Origin of the sequence: Szabonella alba, from assembly GCF_016765775.1 — a bacterium.
Classification (GTDB): domain Bacteria; phylum Pseudomonadota; class Alphaproteobacteria; order Rhodobacterales; family Rhodobacteraceae; genus Szabonella; species Szabonella alba.
In genome coordinates this window covers 63,173-79,388 of sequence record NZ_JAESVN010000003.1, presented here as the reverse complement: position 1 = coordinate 79,388, position 16,216 = coordinate 63,173, and the positions used below count along the sequence as shown (strand labels likewise).

At 64.3% G+C, this 16,216-nt stretch carries 13 protein-coding genes; 5 read left to right on the top strand and 8 right to left on the bottom strand.

Annotation, left to right across the window (positions count from 1 at the left end):
• Positions 1–2: 2 nt before the first annotated feature.
• Positions 3–3,116 (top strand): efflux RND transporter permease subunit, encoded by a 3,114-nt coding sequence (locus JL811_RS07970; RefSeq protein ID WP_202687988.1) that lies wholly within the window; start codon positions 3–5, stop codon positions 3,114–3,116.
• Positions 3,117–3,215: 99 nt separating this feature from the next.
• On the opposite strand, the gene JL811_RS07965 is transcribed toward JL811_RS07970, so the two are convergent.
• Together JL811_RS07965 and JL811_RS07960 are read right to left on the bottom strand one after the other, a co-directional pair.
• The gene (locus JL811_RS07965; RefSeq protein WP_202687987.1) at positions 3,216–3,710 is read right to left on the bottom strand and encodes a hypothetical protein; all 495 of its coding nucleotides are present in this window, start codon (positions 3,708–3,710) and stop codon (positions 3,216–3,218) included.
• Positions 3,711–3,799: 89 nt separating this feature from the next.
• On the bottom strand, positions 3,800–4,750 hold the full coding sequence (locus tag JL811_RS07960) for a hypothetical protein (RefSeq protein WP_202687986.1): 951 nt from the start codon (positions 4,748–4,750) through the stop codon (positions 3,800–3,802).
• Between the two features lie 257 nt (positions 4,751–5,007).
• On the opposite strand from JL811_RS07960, the gene moaA reads away from it, so the two are divergent.
• The 3 genes from moaA (at position 5,008) to JL811_RS07945 (ending at position 7,447) form a co-directional block, all read left to right on the top strand.
• Positions 5,008–6,012: a GTP 3',8-cyclase MoaA gene (gene moaA, locus JL811_RS07955; RefSeq protein ID WP_202687985.1), complete on the top strand. Its 1,005-nt coding sequence runs from the start codon at positions 5,008–5,010 to the stop codon at positions 6,010–6,012.
• A gap of 159 nt (positions 6,013–6,171) precedes the next feature.
• On the top strand, positions 6,172–6,684 hold the full coding sequence (locus JL811_RS07950) for an invasion associated locus B family protein (RefSeq protein WP_202687984.1): 513 nt from the start codon (positions 6,172–6,174) through the stop codon (positions 6,682–6,684).
• Between the two features lie 16 nt (positions 6,685–6,700).
• Positions 6,701–7,447, top strand: a complete 747-nt coding sequence (locus JL811_RS07945) for a SapC family protein (RefSeq protein ID WP_202687983.1) — start codon at positions 6,701–6,703, stop codon at positions 7,445–7,447.
• Between the two features lie 55 nt (positions 7,448–7,502).
• On the opposite strand, the gene JL811_RS07940 is transcribed toward JL811_RS07945, so the two are convergent.
• The 3 genes from JL811_RS07940 to glmU all read right to left on the bottom strand — a co-directional run bounded on the left by JL811_RS07940 (position 7,503) and on the right by glmU (position 11,434).
• Entirely contained in the window at positions 7,503–8,180 is a 678-nt protein-coding gene (locus JL811_RS07940) for a DNA alkylation repair protein (protein WP_202687982.1), read from the bottom strand.
• A complete protein-coding gene (glmS, locus tag JL811_RS07935) occupies positions 8,177–9,991 on the bottom strand; it encodes a glutamine--fructose-6-phosphate transaminase (isomerizing) (protein WP_202687981.1) in 1,815 nt (604 codons plus the stop codon). The genes JL811_RS07940 and glmS overlap by 4 nt, the downstream gene beginning before the upstream one ends.
• 99 nt (positions 9,992–10,090) lie before the next feature.
• Entirely contained in the window at positions 10,091–11,434 is a 1,344-nt protein-coding gene (gene glmU, locus JL811_RS07930) for a bifunctional UDP-N-acetylglucosamine diphosphorylase/glucosamine-1-phosphate N-acetyltransferase GlmU (RefSeq protein WP_202687980.1), read from the bottom strand.
• Positions 11,435–11,550: 116 nt separating this feature from the next.
• On the opposite strand from glmU, the gene JL811_RS07925 reads away from it, so the two are divergent.
• The gene (locus JL811_RS07925; RefSeq protein WP_202687979.1) at positions 11,551–12,216 is read left to right on the top strand and encodes an HAD-IA family hydrolase; all 666 of its coding nucleotides are present in this window, start codon (positions 11,551–11,553) and stop codon (positions 12,214–12,216) included.
• Positions 12,217–12,234: 18 nt separating this feature from the next.
• Here JL811_RS07925 and JL811_RS07920 read toward each other — a convergent pair whose 3' ends face one another.
• The 3 genes from JL811_RS07920 to argE form a co-directional block, all read right to left on the bottom strand.
• On the bottom strand, positions 12,235–13,401 hold the full coding sequence (locus tag JL811_RS07920) for a M20 aminoacylase family protein (protein ID WP_202687978.1): 1,167 nt from the start codon (positions 13,399–13,401) through the stop codon (positions 12,235–12,237).
• Positions 13,402–13,463: 62 nt separating this feature from the next.
• A complete protein-coding gene (locus JL811_RS07915) occupies positions 13,464–14,816 on the bottom strand; it encodes an NAD(P)/FAD-dependent oxidoreductase (RefSeq protein WP_202687977.1) in 1,353 nt (450 codons plus the stop codon).
• Positions 14,813–16,009: an acetylornithine deacetylase gene (gene argE / locus JL811_RS07910; protein WP_237684883.1), complete on the bottom strand. Its 1,197-nt coding sequence runs from the start codon at positions 16,007–16,009 to the stop codon at positions 14,813–14,815. Before argE ends, JL811_RS07915 begins: the two co-directional genes overlap by 4 nt.
• Between the last annotated feature and the right edge of the window lie 207 nt (positions 16,010–16,216).

Sequence of the window (16,216 nt, the reverse complement as noted above, 5' to 3'; positions counted from 1 at the left end):
CAATGTCGAATGGCAATCTGATCCGTTCAGCAGCGCAGACCTCGGGAACGGCACTGTTCGTGCGCCGCCCGATCCTTGCGCTGGTGCTGAACACGCTGATCGTGCTGGCGGGGGTTGCCGGCCTGCTGGGGGCCGAGATCCGCGAGATGCCGGATGTCGACCGCCCCGTTGTCACCGTGACGACCGAATTCGTCGGCGCCGCCCCCGAAACCATCGACCGCGAAATCACCAGCCTGATCGAAGGCGCGGCGGGCCGGGTGGCGGGGGTGAAATCCATCTCCTCCTCATCCCGTTTCGGGCGATCGCGGGTGACGATGGAATTTGGCGATGGGGTGGATCTGGATGTGGCCGCGACCGATGCGCGCGACTCCATCGCCCGGATTTCCGGCCAGCTTCCCGAAGGGGCCGAGGATCCGCGCGTGATCAAGGCCGATGCCAATGCCGATGCGGTGATGCGCATCGCCGTCACATCGCCGCGCCGCACCCCGCAGGACCTGACCAATCTTGTCACCGATCTGGTCGAGGACAGGCTGCTTTCGGCCCCCGGTGTTGCCGATATTCAGGTTTACGGCGACCGCGACGAAGTGTTCCGCATTGATATCGACCTTTTGCAGCTTGCCAGCCGGGGCCTGACGCTGGCCGATGTGCGCACGGCTGTGCGCAATGTGTCCTTCGACGCCCCCGCAGGCGCGCTTTCGGCGGAAAACCAAAGCATTGTCGTTCGCACCACCGCCTCCATTTCCACCCCCGACCAGTTCGAGGCGCTGGAAATTGCAGGCAATGTGAAACTGGGCGATGTGGCACGGGTGACGCTTGGCCCCTCACCGGGTGAAAGCGTGCTGCGCGCCAATTCGGCCACGGGCATCGGCATCGGCATCATCCGTCAGGCCCAAAGCAACACGCTGGAAATCTCCTCCGCCGTGCGGGCGACGATTGACGAGGTGCAGCAGATCCTGCCCGCGGATGTCAGCATCTTCGTCACCTCGGATGATGCAACCTTCATCGAAGGCGCGATCCGTGAGGTTGTCAGCACGCTGGGCATGGCGGTGCTGATCGTCGTCGCGGTGATCTATCTGTTCCTGCGCGACATCCGTGCGACGATCATTCCGGCGCTGACCATGCCAGTTGCCCTGATCGGCACGCTGGCGGCGGTCTGGATGGTCGGCTTTTCGGTCAATATCCTGACATTGCTGGCGCTGGTCCTTGCAACGGGGATGGTGGTCGATGATGCCATCGTGGTGCTGGAAAACATCGTGCGCCGCCGGAATGAGGGCATGGGCGCCCGGGCGGCGGCGGTTCTGGGCACGCAGCAGGTGTTCTTTGCCGTGATCACCACCACCGCGACACTGGCGGCGGTCTTCATTCCGATTTCCTTCCTTCCCGGTCAGGCGGGGGGCCTCTTCCGTGAATTCGGCTTCACGCTGGCCATGGCGGTGATGCTGTCGTCGGTGGTGGCACTGACGTTGTGTCCGGTTCTGGCCAGCCGTCTGCTGACAGAACCCGAACCCGTCACCCGGCGTGGTCCGATGGTGCGGCTGGGGGATGCGCTGTCCGCCCTTTACCGCGCAACGCTGGTCTTTGCGCTGAAGATCCCGCTGATCGTCCTGATGGTCGGGCTGCTTTTCGGGGTGACGGCAATCCTGATGTCGGGGGAAATCCGGCAGGAACTGACCCCGCAGGAGGACCGTTCGGTGATGCTGCTGTCGGTCACGACACCACAGGGCGTTTCGCTGGATTACACCACCGGCAAGATGCGTGAGATCGAGGATGTCATGCAGCCGCTGCGCGACAGTGGTGAGGTCACGAATGTGTTTTCCATCTCGGGCAGCGGTGGGCAGGACAATCGCGGCTTCATGGTGCTGGCTCTGGCCAATTGGGAAGACCGCAGCCGCAGCCAGCAGGACATTGCCGCCGATATGAACCAGCGCCTTGGGGGTCTGATCGGCCTGCGCGCTTTCGCCATTCAGCCCAATTCGCTTGGCATCCGGGGCGCGGGCCGGGGACTGCGTTTCGCGCTGGTCGGCTCGAATTACGACCGGCTTGGGGCCGAGGCCGCGCAACTGGTGGAACTGCTGGAACAGAACCCCGCCATGGGGCAGGTTCGGCTGGAATATGACACCACCCAACCCCAGCTTTTCATCGAGGTGGACCGCACCCGCGCCTCGGATCTGGGCGTCAATATCGACGGGCTGGGTGAGGCGCTGCAGGCGGTGCTGGACGGACGCACGGTGGGCACCGTTTTCATCGACGACCGCAGCCATGACGTCAAACTGATCTCGACCGCCGATCCGGTTCGCGATCCGGGTGATCTGGAACGTATCTTCGTTCAGACCGCCGAGGGGCAGATGGTGCCGATCTCCAGCTTCGTGCGGCTTGAGGAGCGCGCGGTCGCCCCAGAACTGACGCGCGAGACGCAGATGCGCTCGGTCGAGATTTCCGCCGGTCTGACACCCGAACTGTCCCTGGGCGATGCGCTGGAAGAGGTGCAGCGCATCGTGGCCGAAACCCTGCCGGCCGAAAGCCGTATCGTGCCGCTGGCCGAGGCGGCAACGCTGAACGAAACCTCGGCGGGGCTGCTGGTCGTGTTCGGCTTTGCCATTCTGGTCGTTTTCCTTGTGCTGTCGGCACAGTTCGAAAGCTTCATCTCGGCCATCATCGTGATGGCGACGGTGCCTCTGGGGCTGGCCTGCGCGGTCTTTGCGATGCTGCTGACCGGGGGCAGTCTGAATGTCTATTCGCAGATCGGGCTGGTCCTGCTGGTGGGCATCATGGCCAAGAACGGCATCCTGATCGTGGAATTCGCCAATCAGCTGCGCGATGCGGGCAAATCCGTGCATGAATCGATCATGGAAGCTTCGACCATCCGGCTGCGCCCGGTGATGATGACCATGGCCTCGACCGTGCTGGGGGGGCTGCCGCTGGTCATGTCCTTCGGCGCAGGCGCTGAGGCGCGTGAGGCGCTTGGCTGGATCATCGTGGGCGGGCTGGGGCTGGCGACGATTGCGACACTTTACATCACGCCGGTCGCCTATCTGCTGCTGGCCGGCTGGACCACGCCCAAGGCCGAGGAAGAGGCGCGGCTGATCCGGGAACTGGAACGCGCCGAGCGGATCTGACAGGCCGACTTCGCTCAGGGCCACTACGGCCCAAGGGATTGCGGGGGCCCAAGGGATTGCGGGTTGCGCGCCGGGCGACTGCCGCAGGCGCGGCACCGATCAGCGGATATAGACCGTCACTTGCGGCAAGCCGGTAAGCGGCAGGTTCAGCGAGCGGAAGGCCGAAAGCGACAATTGCGCAGCCCCCTCGCCCGGCAGCAGATCAACCTGCAGCGATTCCCCCAGCGAGGTCACGACACGCCCCTGCGCGCGCTCATTGACCAGACTGCTGCGCAGCCAGAAACCGGGTTCGGTGGCATTGCCCAGCGAGACCGAGACCTGCCCAAGCGTACGTTCCAGTTCCGGCGTGGCCACCGGCGCCAGTGCCGCCGCGCGTTCGGCATCGGAACTGGTGTCCAGCTCTGCCGCTGTCCGCGCCCCTGCGGGCGGGCGGATCGCGCTGGTGGTCTGCATCGCCTCCGCCGCATCGGTCGCGGCGGCGGGCGCCTCTGCCTGTCCGCCCCCGCCCGAAAACGGGTTGGGCAGGGTAATGCCGGAACAGCCCGAAAGCAGGATCAGGCCAAGACAGGACGAAAAAAGGATGCGACCATTCATGCCAACAGGATAGTGCCCAAATCTGCGCCATTCAATGGGCTTCGGCACGTCATGGTCGCGGATGCCGACCCATGCGGCAAGGGTCCGCCTCAGGGGCGTTTCTTCGCCTCTTCGGTGCACTCCTTCTGGCGCTTTTGCGCGGCCTTGGCGGCATTGTCCGCCCAGGCCGCCCGGTTGCGCGCCGCCGCTGCCTTTTGCTTGGCCAGTTTCTGGATTTGAATCTGTTCGGTCTTCATCTTCGTCAGACAATCCTTGCAATCCTTCTGCAGATCAAAGGTGGACGCCTCGCTCCAGCCCTTGCCTTCGGCCAGCAGCGACACGGTCTGCCCATAGAACGACGGCGAACTCCATTTGCCGATACTTTCGATGACGACACCGCCGAAAATCATGAAATCCCCCAGCGGACCCGATTTCTGGTCGGTCAGCGCCTTTCCGGCCGCTTTGGTGCCTTCGGATATCAGCGGCGCATACATGAAGACCTTCGAATCGGCGATCAGGCTGTTCGAGATCTTTTCGAATTCCTTTGCCGCATTCTTGGCCAGCGCCTGCGTCGCCTGCGCCGATTTCAGCACCAGCCCCCGCAGCGCATTGACGATGCCGAAAACCATATTCGCGTAATCGACACCCTTCGACCAGTTATCGGCCTTCTTCACCGATTTCAGATATTCCTTCATATAGGCATCACCCGCCGCCTTGTGTTCGGCAGCCATCCGGTCAATGGCATCGGCCAGCTTGCGATCGGCAGCGGCCTGATCGGCAAAGCGGCTGGCGGCCAGTTTCTCCATATTCGCGGCATAGAGATATTTGCGCTGGCGGTCCTGAATTTCCTTTCGTTCCTCATCATTATAGGCCGGAATGACCACGATATCATCGGGCTGAATGGATTTGGGATCCTTGCGCAATTTCACCAGCGCGGCATTCTTCGGGTATTTCCAGATGTCATCAAAATTGCGGAAACCGTATTTCTTGCCGATCTTGTCATAGGTCTCTCCTTTGCGGACCTTGTGTTCTGCCTTCGGCTTGGGAATCGCGGCGGACATGGGCTGTCTCCTCGGTCAGAATGATATCCGGGTGAATTGGAGGTCTTGAAACAGGCGGCAGGGTCATGGGCGCCGAACCCGGGCGGAACGAAAACTGACATACCGACAATAAACTTTCATCTGAAAGTGCAAGCGCCCTGCATTTCTGTCAAGCCTGCAATCCTGTCACGCCACCTGCCCCGGCATCCGCGCCCGGTCGCGGGTCATCGCAATGCCCGCCCTTGCAAGCCCGCCCTGCGAGGCATAGATTTCAAGATATGACAACGCCCCTGATCGACCCCTTCGCACGCGCCATCAATTATCTGCGCGTCTCGGTCACCGACCGCTGTGATTTCCGTTGTCTTTACTGCATGTCGGAAAACATGACCTTCCTGCCCAAGGCGGAACTGCTGACGCTTGAGGAACTGGACCGCATGTGTTCCGCCTTCATCGGCATGGGCGTGCAGAAACTGCGCATCACCGGGGGCGAACCCTTGGTGCGCAAGGGGATCATGACCTTCTTTCAGGCGATGTCGCGCCATCTGGACAGCGGCGCGCTGACGGAACTGACGCTGACCACGAATGGCAGCCAGTTGCGCCGCTTTGCCCGCGATCTGGTCGATTGCGGTGTGCGGCGGATCAATGTGTCGCTTGATACGCTGGATGAGGCGAAATTTGCCCGTGTCACCCGCTGGGGCCGTCTGGCGCAGGTGCTCGACGGGATCGCGGCCGCGCAAGAGGCCGGGCTGCGCATCAAGATCAATGCCGTGGCGCTGGCCGGTTTCAATGAGGATGAACAGTTCACCCTGACGGACTGGTGCGCGCGCGAAGGCCATGACCTGACCTGGATCGAGGTCATGCCGATGGGCGATCTGGGCAATGAAGACCGCATCGACCAGTATTGGAGCCTGCGCGATCTGCGCGCGCGCTACGCCGAACGCTTCACCGTGACCGATCTGGCCGAGCGGACGGGCGGGCCTGCCCGCTATGTCCGGCTGGAAGAAACCGGGCAGAAAATCGGCTTCATCACGCCGCTCACGCATAATTTCTGCGAAAGCTGCAACCGCGTGCGCCTGACTTGCACGGGGGAATTGTATATGTGCCTCGGGCAGGAAGACATGGCTGATCTGCGCGCCCCCCTGCGCGCCAGCGCCGACAATGCGCAACTGGATCAGGCGATCCGCAATGCGATTGCGCGCAAGCCCAAGGGCCATGATTTCGACTATTCCCGCCAGAAGGTGGCAGGCCAGATGTCCCGCCATATGAGCCATACGGGCGGCTGACATTTTCCGGTCATTCGGAAGTGTTGCCGCAGTCTTTTCAGGAAATTCCCGATAATCGCGCCCCCCGGGCTTGAGCCACGCCCCCCGAATTGTCTAGGGTCGGCACAGCAAGCCGCCGGTGGCATCCCGCATCGGGGCAAGACAAGGTCAGGATATTTCATGTGGCATCTTTCCCTTCTTCCCGCCGGTGTGGTCGCCGCTTTCGCCTTTGCAGCTCCGCTTCAGGCCGAGGTTGCCAATGGCACCGTCTTCGGAGACTGGCGTGTGGCCTGTACCGCCGCCACCAGCACCCGCACAAGCTGTGCCCTGACGCAGACGCTTGCCAATCGGGAAGGCAACACCTTCCTTGCCGAGATCGGCCTGAATGTCGCCCGTAACGAGGGCGATGCCGCAGTGGTGATGGTGCTGCGCACGCCGTCCTCGATGGCGTTGGCGATGCAGCCGGGGGTTCTGATCGACGGGCGCGATGAACAGCTTGCCATGACCTGGCGCACCTGCGCGGGGGATTTCTGCACGGCGCTGGTGCAACTGGATGAGGCCGCAATCGCGGATCTTCGCGCCGCAGCCAGCATGGTCGTCGGGTATCAAGGGATCAATGCGGCCGAGCCGACCAGTTTCGCGGTCTCCTTGCAGGGCGTGACGGCGGGCCTTACGGCGCTTAGCGCGGAATGACAGGAAGGACAAAACCATGACCAGACAGATGCTGATCTATGAAAATGCCGAGGTCATCACGCGTGAGGCGCATGGCGATCTTTGCGTGGCCCCGGTCACCGGTCTCGGCTTTGCTGCCGGGCTCAATTCCCTGCCGCTTCTGGCGGCCGAGTTTGAACAGATCGCGGCGCAATGCCCCATCGTCTTTGCCGGCGAAGGCGAGGCGATGACGCCGGTTGCGCTTCTGGGGCTGGCCGAGGGGCAGAACCTGTTCATCGACGCCAATGGCAAATGGACGGCGCGCTATCTGCCCGCCTTCCTGCGCCGCTATCCTTTCATCTTCACCGAAACCCCCGGTGACGAGGACCGCCTGACGCTGTGCATCGACACGGGGTTTGAGGCCGTCAATCGTGAGGGGCGCGGAGAACGGCTGTTCGACAGTGACAGAAACCGGACGCAATATCTTGAAAACGCACTGAACTTCACCTCTGAATATCAGACGGCCTTTCGCGCGACGCGGATGCTGACGGCACGGCTGCGCGAACTGGACCTGATGGAACCCGCCTCGATCAATGCCACGCTGCCGGACGGGCAGAAGCTGGTCCTGGGTGGTTTCCAGCGGGTGCAGCCGGACCGTGTCCATGCCCTGAACGATGCCGAGATTCTGGCCCTTTACCGGTCGCGGATGCTGGACATGATCCATCTGCATCTGGCGTCATTGGGGCAGATGCAGACGCTGCTCGACCGGCTGAACCTGCGCATGGCGGCGGCGAAGGCGGCCTGAACCCAGACCAACAAGGGGGGCCGTAACGCCTGCGACCCCTGCCCTTTTCATCGGCTCAGGTCAGATATTGCGCGGCTTCCTTGCGGGCCCAGGTCTTCATCGCCTCGCCATGTTCCGCAAGAAACAGACGCACCCGGTCAGGGTCATGTTTCGACAGATCGCGCAGCCACCAGGCCACGGCCTTGCGGATGAACCAGTCGCGGTCCTCAAGATAGGATTCCGCCCAGCCAAGAACACGTTCGCGCGCCTCGGTCTCGGCGGGTTTGGGATGGTTCATCCGGGCAAAGGGCAGCGTTGCCACCAGCGCCGCGCGCCGCGCCCACATCAGGGGGGATTGCGTCCAACCCTCGACCTCGTCCAGCCGCGACGGATCGACCACCAGACGCCGTGATGCGGCGATGCAGGTCTGATCGGCAATCGCCCAGGCGTCGAATTCCGGCACCCATGCGGTAATCAGATCCCAGGCCGCCGCATCGGGCCGGATCCGCGCCTGCGTCAGCAGTTTCGCCGCTGCAATCCGCGCCTCATGGATATCGCTTTGCCAAAGGCCGGATGCCAGATCCAGCCGCGCCTCCAGCGTCAGATCTGCGCGCCAGTCCTTGCACAGGGCATCAATCACCGGATTGGCCGTGCCCAGATAGGTCCGCGCGACCTTGTGATAGACCGCCATTTCAGCGGCTTTGCCGGGGACCGCCCCGGCGGCGATGGCCTCGATTGCGTTTTCAGGAGTCATTCCACGGTCACCGATTTGGCAAGGTTGCGGGGCTGGTCGACATCGGTGCCCTTGGCCACCGCCGTATGATAGGCCAGCAACTGCGCCGGAATTGCATAAAGGATCGGGGCCAGAAGATCGGGCACTTCCGGCAGGGTCAGGCAGCGCCAGCATCCCGCCCCGGCCTCGGCCACGCCGCGCGCGTCTGAAATCAGCAGCACCTTGCCATGCCGGGCCATGACCTCCTGCATATTCGAGACGGTCTTTTCGAACAGCGCGTCACGCGGGGCCATCACGATCACCGGCACGCGGGCATCAATCAGCGCAATGGGGCCGTGTTTCAGTTCGCCCGATGCATAACCTTCGGCATGTATATAGCTGATTTCTTTTAGTTTCAGCGCGCCTTCAAGGGCCAGAGGATACATCGCCCCCCGACCCAGAAACAGGATATCCTGTGCCTCGGCCAGATCCTCGGCCAGCAGGGCAATCGGTTCGGCCAGCCGCAGCGCATGGTTCATCAGCCCCGGCAGCGCCGCCAGATCGGCCCGATGCGCCGCAACCTGTTCGGCCGTCAGCACGCCACGATCCTGCCCGGCCTTCAGCGCCATCAGCAGAAGCGTGGCCAACTGACAGGTAAACGCCTTCGTCGAGGCGACCCCCACCTCAACACCCGCACGGATCGGCAAGACGGCATCGGCCTCCCGCGCGATGGAGGAGGTCGGCACATTGACCACGGCGACGATGCGCGCGACCTGTTCGCGGGCATGGCGCAAAGCGGCCAGCGTATCGGCGGTTTCGCCTGACTGGCTGACGAATATGGCCCATGATTTCGGCGAAAGCGGCGGGTCGCGATAGCGGAATTCCGAGGCGATATCGACATCGACCGGCAGGCGGGCGACCTGTTCAAACCAGTATTTCGCGACCACGCAAGCATAATAGGCGGTGCCGCAGGCCACCAGCGTCAGGCGGTCCACATCGCGGAAATCCAGATCCGCCGCCAGCGACAGCGTGCCGTCACGGCCCGCCTCGCGCAGCGCATCGGCCAGAACCACCGGCTGTTCCGCGATCTCCTTGGCCATGAAATGCCGGTATCCGGCCTTTTCCACCCGCGCGGCATCCAGCGCGATCTGCGTCACCGCCCGGTTGGCCAGCCGCCCTGCGGCATCGCGGATTGTGACGCCCGCGCGGGTCAGAACCGCCCAGTCGCCCTCTTCCAGATAGGTGATGCGGTCGGTCAGGGGCGCCAGCGCGATGGCATCGGACCCGACAAACATTTCCCCCGTGCCGTGCCCGATGGCCAGCGGGCTGCCCTTGCGGGCGGCGATCATCAGATCCTCCTCCCCCTCGAACAGAAAGCACAGCGCGAAGGCCCCGTGGAGCCGCCCCAGCGTTTCGCGCGTGGCATCGACCGGATCCAGCCCCCGATCAAGATGCGAGCGCAGCAGATTGGCGACCGTTTCGGTATCGGTCTCAGACTCGAACCCGTATCCGGCAGCGGTCAGATCCTGCCGCAATTCGCGGAAATTCTCGATGATGCCATTATGGACAACCGCCACGCGACCGGCCTGATGCGGATGGGCATTGGCGACCGTCGCCGCGCCATGGGTGGCCCAGCGGGTATGGCCGATGCCGGATTTGCCCGCCAAAGGGTCATGCACCAGCAGGTCCGACAGATTGACCAGCTTGCCCACGGCGCGCCTGCGCCCCAGACGGCCCTGATTGACCGTTGCGATCCCGGCACTGTCATAGCCGCGATATTCCAGCCGCCGCAGCGCCTCGACCAGTTGCGGGGCAACTTCGTGTTTGCCAAGAATGCCGACGATGCCACACATGGGATTTCCTTGCGGTTCGGGAATTTCAGCCGGGCCAGCGGGGGTTTTGCACCCCCGCACCCCCGCAGGATATTTTCAAACAGATGAAAGGAGCGAAGATCACGAACGACCCGCCTTGATCGCCCGCAACCGGTCCATCAGACGGGCGGCCAGCCCGGGCTTGGTGACCTGCCGCGCGCGCGCGATGGCCAGCGCCTCGGCCGGCACATCCTGCGTGATGACCGATCCCGAGGCCGTCATCGCATCGCGCCCTACACGGACCGGTGCCACCAGCATGGTGTTCGACCCGATGAAGGCGCGCGGCCCGATTTCGGTGCGGTGTTTCAGGACGCCATCGTAATTGCAGGTGACGGTGCCCGCGCCGATATTGGTGCCTTCACCGATATGGGCATCGCCGAGATAGGTCAGATGCCCGACCTTCACGCCTTCATCCAGCACGGCATTCTTGATCTCGACGAAATTGCCGACATGCACATCCTCGGCCAGTTCCGCCCCCGGACGCAGCCGCGCGAAGGGTCCGACCGTCGCTCCGCGCGAAATATGGCAGCCTTCAAGATGGCAGAAGGCGCGGATCTCGGCCCCGGATTCGATGGTGACCCCGGGCCCGAAAACAACATTGGGCCCGACCACCGCATCGCGTCCGATATAGGTGTCCAGCGCGAAGAACACGGTTTCCGGCGCGATCAGCGTCACACCTTCCTCAAGGGCCTCGGCGCGCATGCGGCGCTGGAAGGCGGTCTCGGCCCGGGCCAGTTCGGCGCGCGTATTGATGCCCAGCGTCTCGGCCTCGTCGCACAGAACCACCCCGGCGGAATGGCCCGCCTGCCGGGCCAGTTCGACGATATCGGTCAGGTAGTATTCACCCGCCGCATTGTCATTGCCGATCTGCGCGACCAGATCGCGCATCAGCGCGGAATCAGCGCAGATAACACCAGAGTTACAAAGCGTTATGGCACGCTCTTCATCTGTCGCATCTTTCCATTCCACGATGCGGTCCAGCCGTTCGCCCGTCGTCACCAGGCGCCCGTAGCGCCCGGGATCGGCGGCCTCGAACCCCAGAACCACCACCGCATGCGACCGCCGCGCGGCCAGCATTGCCTGCAGCGTTTCGGCGCACACGAAGGGGGTATCGGCGTAAAGCACGATGGCATCGCCCGCGACGCCCTCCAGCAGCGGCATGGCCTGTGCGACCGCATGGCCGGTGCCCAGACGCTCAGGCTGTTCGACAATGGCCACGCGGTCATCGAAAGCGCGCGCCGAGGCTGCGACCTCGGCCCCGCCATGGCCGGTCACCACCACCACGCGTTCAGGCTCCAGCGCCCGGCCTGCCGCCAGCGCGTGATGCAGGACAGGGGCGGCCCCCAGCCGGTGCAGCACCTTGGGCAGGTCGGAATTCATCCTTGTGCCCTGTCCAGCGGCCAGAACGATCAGTGAGACCGGCATGAATGCCCCTTCCTTATGCGTCGCCTCCCTTTTAAACGGGTTGCCGGTGACCGCAAGGCGGGGCGGCGTCACAGGCTGTTTCAGGACTGACACCCGGAGCAAAGGGGTAAGGCATCATGCGGACGGTGGTATTCGATCTCGACGGCACGCTGGCCGATACCAGCGGCGATCTGATCGCGGCGGCCAATGCCTGCCTTGCGACGGCGGGCCATCCGCCGCAGCTGGACCCCGCGCAGGATATGCTGACGGCCTTTGCGGGCGGACGTGCCATGCTGCGGCTGGCCCTGTCGCGGATCGGGCCGGGTTGGACCGAGGCGGATATTGATGCGCATTTCCCTGTCTTCCTGCAGGCCTATGCCGGGGCAATCGACGTGACGACACGGCTTTACCCCGGCGCTGTCGGGGCGGTCGAGGCGCTGCGATCCGCCGGATTTACAACCGCGATCTGCACCAACAAGCCCGAGGGGCTGGCCCGCACCCTGTGTCAGCGGCTGGGTATAACCGATCTTTTCGGGGCGCTGGTGGGGGCCGATACCCTGCCGGTGCGCAAGCCCGACCCGGCCCCTTACCGCGCGGCGGTGCAGGGCGCGGGCGGGGATCCGTCGCGGTCCATCCTGATCGGGGACACGGTGACCGACCGTGACACCGCCCGCGCGGCGGGCGTTCCGGTAGTGCTGGTCGCCTTCGGCCCCGAAGGGGCAGGCGTGGCCCGGCTGGCCCCCGATGCGCTGCTGGCGCATTACGACGACCTGCCCGCCCTTGCCGGACGGCTGCTGCCCTGACGGCGCGCGCCCCGACCTTCAGGCTGCGGGCATCCGCCGTTCGACCATGCCCGCATACCAGCTTGACCCGAAGGGGATGGCATTGTCGTCGAAATCATAGGCCGGGTGATGCACCATGGCCGTATCGCCATTGCCCAAAAAGATATAGGCGCCGGGGCGTTCATTCAGCATGAAGCTGAAATCCTCGGCCCCCATCAGGGGGGCGGTATCGGTATCGACCTGCCCCGAAACCTCGCGCGCCACCTCGGCGGCAAAGCCGGTATTGACCTCGGCATTCACCGTCACGGGATATCCGCGCCGGTAATCGACCGCCGCCTGCGCGCCAAGGGCGACCGCCGTGCCTGCGGCAATCTCGGAAATCCGGCGTTCGACGAAATCCTGTACGGCCGGATCCATCGTGCGCACCGTGCCGCGCAGTTTCACCACCTGCGGGATCACGTTATGCGCTGTGCTGTCGGTTTGCACCGCGCAGACAGAGACGACGACCTGCTTCAGCGGATCGACCCCGCGTGAGGCGATGGTCTGCAGCGCGACGATGATATGGGCCGAGACCAGCGTAGTGTCGATGCAGTCATGCGGCTTGGCGGCATGGCCGCCCTTGCCGGTCACGGTGATGTCGAACTGATCGGCTGCCGCCATGATCGCGCCGGGGCGGATCGCGAAAGTGCCGACCGGAATGCCGGGCATGTTGTGCATGCCGTAAACCTCCTGAATGTTCCAGCGCTCCATCATGCCATCGGCGCACATCTCGCGCCCGCCACCGCCGCCCTCTTCGGCGGGCTGGAAGATCACCACAGCCTTGCCGTCGAAGTTGCGGGTTTCGCACAGGTATTTCGCCGCCCCCAGCAGCATCGTCGTATGGCCGTCATGGCCGCAGGCATGCATCTTGCCGGGGGTTTTCGAGGCGTGGTCCGCGCCGGTGATTTCGGTGATCGGCAGCGCATCCATATCGGCGCGCAGCCCGATCACCCGGCCCGCGCTGTCGGTCTTGCCATGGATGACGCCGACAACACCGGTGCGGCCGATCCCTTCCACCACCTCATCGCAGCCATAGTCGCGCAGCAGATCGGCGACCTTTCTGGCGGTGCGCTGGACATCGAACAGCAATTCGGGATGTTCATGGAAATCGCGGCGGATCGCGGTCAGTTCGGGCAGCATCTCGGCAAAGCGGTTCTTGACAGGCATGGGGGTCTCCATGGTTCCGGTTTCCCGGCCAGCCTGACCCGAAGCCGCCCGTCCCGCAAGGGTCAGCCGTAAAGCCCCGGACGGATCGGCGAGCCATCGGTGAAGCGCGAAAACCGGAAGCGCGACAGATCATGGCCCGTGGGGCGGCCCAGCATCAGATCGGCCAGCACCCGGCCCATGCCCGGCCCGATGCCGAAACCATGGCCGCTCATCCCCGTGGCGATGGTCAGGCCCGGCAGCGGCGCGTTATCGACCACCGGCACGACATCGGGCATCGTGTCGATCATGCCGCCCCAGACGCGGGCGAATTTCGGGCGCCCAAGTGCGGGCCATGCGCGGGCGAACTGGTCCTGCGCGCGGCCAAGGCTGGCAAGGTTCGGCGCGGGGTTCAGGATGCGCATCGCCTCGAACGGGCCAGGGTGGTCGGCCTGCCATTTGCGCGGCGTGGTCCAGCCATCGGGATAGCCCTTTGGTGCCACGCCCCGGAAATGGGTTGATCGAAAGTCTTGCCGCAGCACCTTGAGATATTTTGTAAAATTGCGGAATGCATCGGGGCCGATAAAAAAATCATGCTCCGATCCCGGCGCGATCGTATAGCCACCATCGGCGCGGCGGCGCAGCCCCATATGATTGTCGCCCGCCTGCCCGGCATGGATCTCGGGCATGGGAACCGTCGCCCCGACCGAGGCCAGAACCGAAAGCTGCGGGATGGTCACGCCATGGGCGCGGGCCAGCAGCGCCGACCATGCCCCCCCGGCCAGCAGCACCTGACCTGCACGCACAGGCCCGGCCTCGGTCACCACGCCCGTCACGCGGCCTGCCTGCACATCCAGTACGCGCACTGCGCAGCCCTCGCGGATCATGACACCCTTTTCCGCCAGCGCCCTTGCGATCAGGGGCACCGCGACCCAGGGTTCGGCCCGCGCATCTGACGCGGTATGCATCGCCCCCAACCACAGATCCGAGCCCATACGCGCGGCGGTTTCGGCCTTCGACCACATCACCGTGCCGCATCCCGCCGCCGCCCCATGCGGGCACCAGCGTTCGAACCCCGCAAGATCAGCCTCGCTATTGGCCAGATAGGTGACACCGGTCTGGCGGAAGCCCAGCCCCTCGCCCAGTTGCTGCGCGAGCCCCTTCCACAGGCGCAGGCTTTCGACCATGACCGGCAATTCGCCCAGATCGCGGTTTTGTTGCCTGATCCAGCCCCAGTTGCGGCTGGATTGTTCCCCGGCGATGCGGCCCTTTTCGCAGAGCAGCACCGACTGCCCCGCCTCGGCCAGATACCAGGCGGCCATGACGCCGATCACGCCGCCGCCGATCACCACCACATCCACAGCCTCGGGCAGTGGTCCGGTATGGGTCAGCGCCGTGCGGTCAAAAGGGGTGTCGGGGTAAGTATCGGGCGTGGTCATGCGGCCAACTCGCGGATCAGGGCATCCATGAATCGTTCGCCGGCCTGAAATTCCGACAACTCCAGATATTCATCGGCCTGATGCGCCTGTGCGATATCGCCCGGCCCGCAGACCACGCAGGACAGGCCCACGGCCTGAAAATGCCCCGCCTCGGTGCCATAGGACACGACATCGCTGCCATTGTCGCCGGTCAGGCGGCGCACCAGTGCCTCGGCCGCGCCGTCGGTTTCGGGGGTCAGGGCGGGCACGTTGAAGAACCGTTCAACCGTGACCCCTGCCCCGGGCCGCCTTGCCTTCAGATCCGCATCCAGCCGCGCGGCCTCGGCCTCGAAGGCCTGCGCCCAGCCTTCCGCCGATTCGCCGGGCACAACGCGGCTTTCCATCAGAAAGCGGCAATCGGCGGCGGTGATGTTATGGGCGGTGCCGCCCTCGATCCGGCCGACATGCAGCGTCGTATGGGGCGGATGAAACAACGCCGCCATCGTGCCGGGGGTTGCGGCCATGATTGCGGCATTCTGGTCATTGACCCAAGTGACCAGCCTTGCCGCCTCCATGATCGCCGAAACGCCGGTTGGCAGCAGCGAGGAATGCACCTCAAACCCCTTCACATGCACGCGAAATCCAGTGCCGCCCTTATGCCCGTTCACCAGCCGCATCCGCGATGGCTCTCCGACCACCACGGCGGCTGCGCGTGGCAGGGCCTCGACTATCCGGGCGATCATCGGGGGCGCGCCTGTGCAGCCCACTTCCTCATCATAGCTGATGGCCAGTTGCAGCGGGCGCTTCACCCCGGCGGCCAGCGCCTTGGGCACGGCAGCCAGTGCCAGTGCCAGAAAGCCCTTCATGTCGCAGGTGCCGCGCCCGTAAAGCCGACCCTCGCGTTCCGTCACGGTCCAGGGGTCTGATGTCCAGTCCTGACCGTCCACCGGCACGACATCGCTATGCCCTGACAGGATGACACCGCCCGGCAGGCCGGGGCCCACATTGGCAAACAGCGCGGCCTTGGTGCGGTCCTCATTCCAGACCCGTTCCGAGGTCACGCCGTAACTGGCAAGATAGGCCTCGACCCAGGCGATGAGATCGAGATTGCTGTCGCGGCTGACGGTCGGAAAGGCCACCAGCCGATCCAGAATCTGGCGCGCGGTCATCGGGGCGGCGGTCATCGGCTGGGGGGCGGTTCGGGCGGCAGACATGTGCAGATCTCCATCAGACGGGGCGAAACTGCGCCTGCCCGGCAGGCAGGTCAAGGCCGCAAGGGCGTGTGACGGCACGGAATTCGCCCAAGGTGCGAAAGAATGTTGCCGGATGACAGAAAATAGCTGACACTTTGACACATAGCCCGGACCCGCAAGGGAAAACCCGGATAAAAACAAGAAGAACAACGACATGGGAGTGTCCTC

Excerpts from the sequence above, each read along its gene's own strand:
- argE (WP_237684883.1), bottom strand. The coding sequence starts at position 16,009 with ATGTCTGCCGCCCGAACCGCCCCCCAGCCGATGACCGCCGCCCCGATG.
- JL811_RS07915 (WP_202687977.1), bottom strand. The coding sequence starts at position 14,816 with ATGACCACGCCCGATACTTACCCCGACACCCCTTTTGACCGCACGGCG.
- JL811_RS07960 (WP_202687986.1), bottom strand. The coding sequence starts at position 4,750 with ATGTCCGCCGCGATTCCCAAGCCGAAGGCAGAACACAAGGTCCGCAAA.
- JL811_RS07925 (WP_202687979.1), top strand. The coding sequence starts at position 11,551 with ATGCGGACGGTGGTATTCGATCTCGACGGCACGCTGGCCGATACCAGC.
- moaA (WP_202687985.1), top strand. The coding sequence starts at position 5,008 with ATGACAACGCCCCTGATCGACCCCTTCGCACGCGCCATCAATTATCTG.
- JL811_RS07950 (WP_202687984.1), top strand. The coding sequence starts at position 6,172 with ATGTGGCATCTTTCCCTTCTTCCCGCCGGTGTGGTCGCCGCTTTCGCC.
- JL811_RS07920 (WP_202687978.1), bottom strand. The coding sequence starts at position 13,401 with ATGCCTGTCAAGAACCGCTTTGCCGAGATGCTGCCCGAACTGACCGCG.
- JL811_RS07965 (WP_202687987.1), bottom strand. The coding sequence starts at position 3,710 with ATGAATGGTCGCATCCTTTTTTCGTCCTGTCTTGGCCTGATCCTGCTT.
- glmS (WP_202687981.1), bottom strand. The coding sequence starts at position 9,991 with ATGTGTGGCATCGTCGGCATTCTTGGCAAACACGAAGTTGCCCCGCAA.
- JL811_RS07970 (WP_202687988.1), top strand. The coding sequence starts at position 3 with ATGTCGAATGGCAATCTGATCCGTTCAGCAGCGCAGACCTCGGGAACG.
- JL811_RS07940 (WP_202687982.1), bottom strand. The coding sequence starts at position 8,180 with ATGACTCCTGAAAACGCAATCGAGGCCATCGCCGCCGGGGCGGTCCCC.
- JL811_RS07945 (WP_202687983.1), top strand. The coding sequence starts at position 6,701 with ATGACCAGACAGATGCTGATCTATGAAAATGCCGAGGTCATCACGCGT.
- glmU (WP_202687980.1), bottom strand. The coding sequence starts at position 11,434 with ATGCCGGTCTCACTGATCGTTCTGGCCGCTGGACAGGGCACAAGGATG.